At 38.4% G+C, this 962-nt stretch carries 1 protein-coding gene; it reads right to left on the minus strand.

The annotated features are described in order from the left end of the window. Window positions 1-962: SspB-related isopeptide-forming adhesin (locus FC36_RS06235; protein ID WP_156409522.1), on the minus strand; the 962-nt coding region annotated here is incomplete at both ends.

The raw sequence follows: 962 nt of genomic DNA on the forward strand, positions 1-962 counted from the left end.
GTTTGCACCATAGTGTTTTCGAGCACACCCTTAGCATCTTTATTTACCTTACCAGCAAATTCAACATCAAGTTTTTGGCCCTTAAACGTGTTTAAGAAGGTTTCAACATTCTTAGGTGTTACAACCACTTTACCATTCTTAGCGTCCCATTTAGCGTCAAATAGTGAAGTTACATCATTACCCTTAGCATCAGTTACCTTGAAGGAACCTTCGTCAGCAGTAAACTTAGTTTCATCATAGTCATCACTAAATGTCCAGTTTTTAGCAAGTTCTTCCTTAGTGAAGGTGTGGTTTGCTAATTCAGATAAGTCCCATGTACCTTGGTAAACTAACTTAGCGTTACGCTTAACTGTTGCTTTGTTTACGTCCTTGCCTTGTTCATCCATAACAACCTTAGTTGGTTTAGGATCAGTAGCAATATCGTTTGTAACAGTATTAGTCTTGTAACCAACGCTATTATTAGTTTGGTTCATGGTATTAGCTAAAGTACCAGTAGCATCAGCTTTGACAACAGAGTTAAATGACACAGTAAGTTTTTGGCCCTTGTAAGTTTCTAAGAACGCTTTAGTATCATTTGGTGTTAATACCCACTTACCAGCTTTTTCGTCCCATACAGGCTTAAATAGCTTAGTAATATCGTTGTTCTTAGCATCAGTTACCTTTAATGAATCAGTGACTGGGCTAATCTTAGCTTCGTCATAGTCATCATCAAATGTCCAATCTTTAGCTAATTCATCCTTAGTAAACTTGTGGTTTGCTAACTCGGATAAGTCCCATGTACCAGTGTAAGTTACCATTTGTCCCGGTAAAACAGTCGTCTTGTCGATGTTAGTACCGTCGGAGTTGACAACAACCTTAACTGGAGTAGGGTTTGGTTCAACATCATTCTTAACCGTATTGGTCTTGTAACCATGATCTTCATTTGTTTGGCTCATAGTGTTAGCAATAGTGCCAGTAGCATC

The organism is Ligilactobacillus equi DSM 15833 = JCM 10991, from assembly GCF_001435735.1.
Lineage (GTDB): Bacteria > Bacillota > Bacilli > Lactobacillales > Lactobacillaceae > Ligilactobacillus > Ligilactobacillus equi.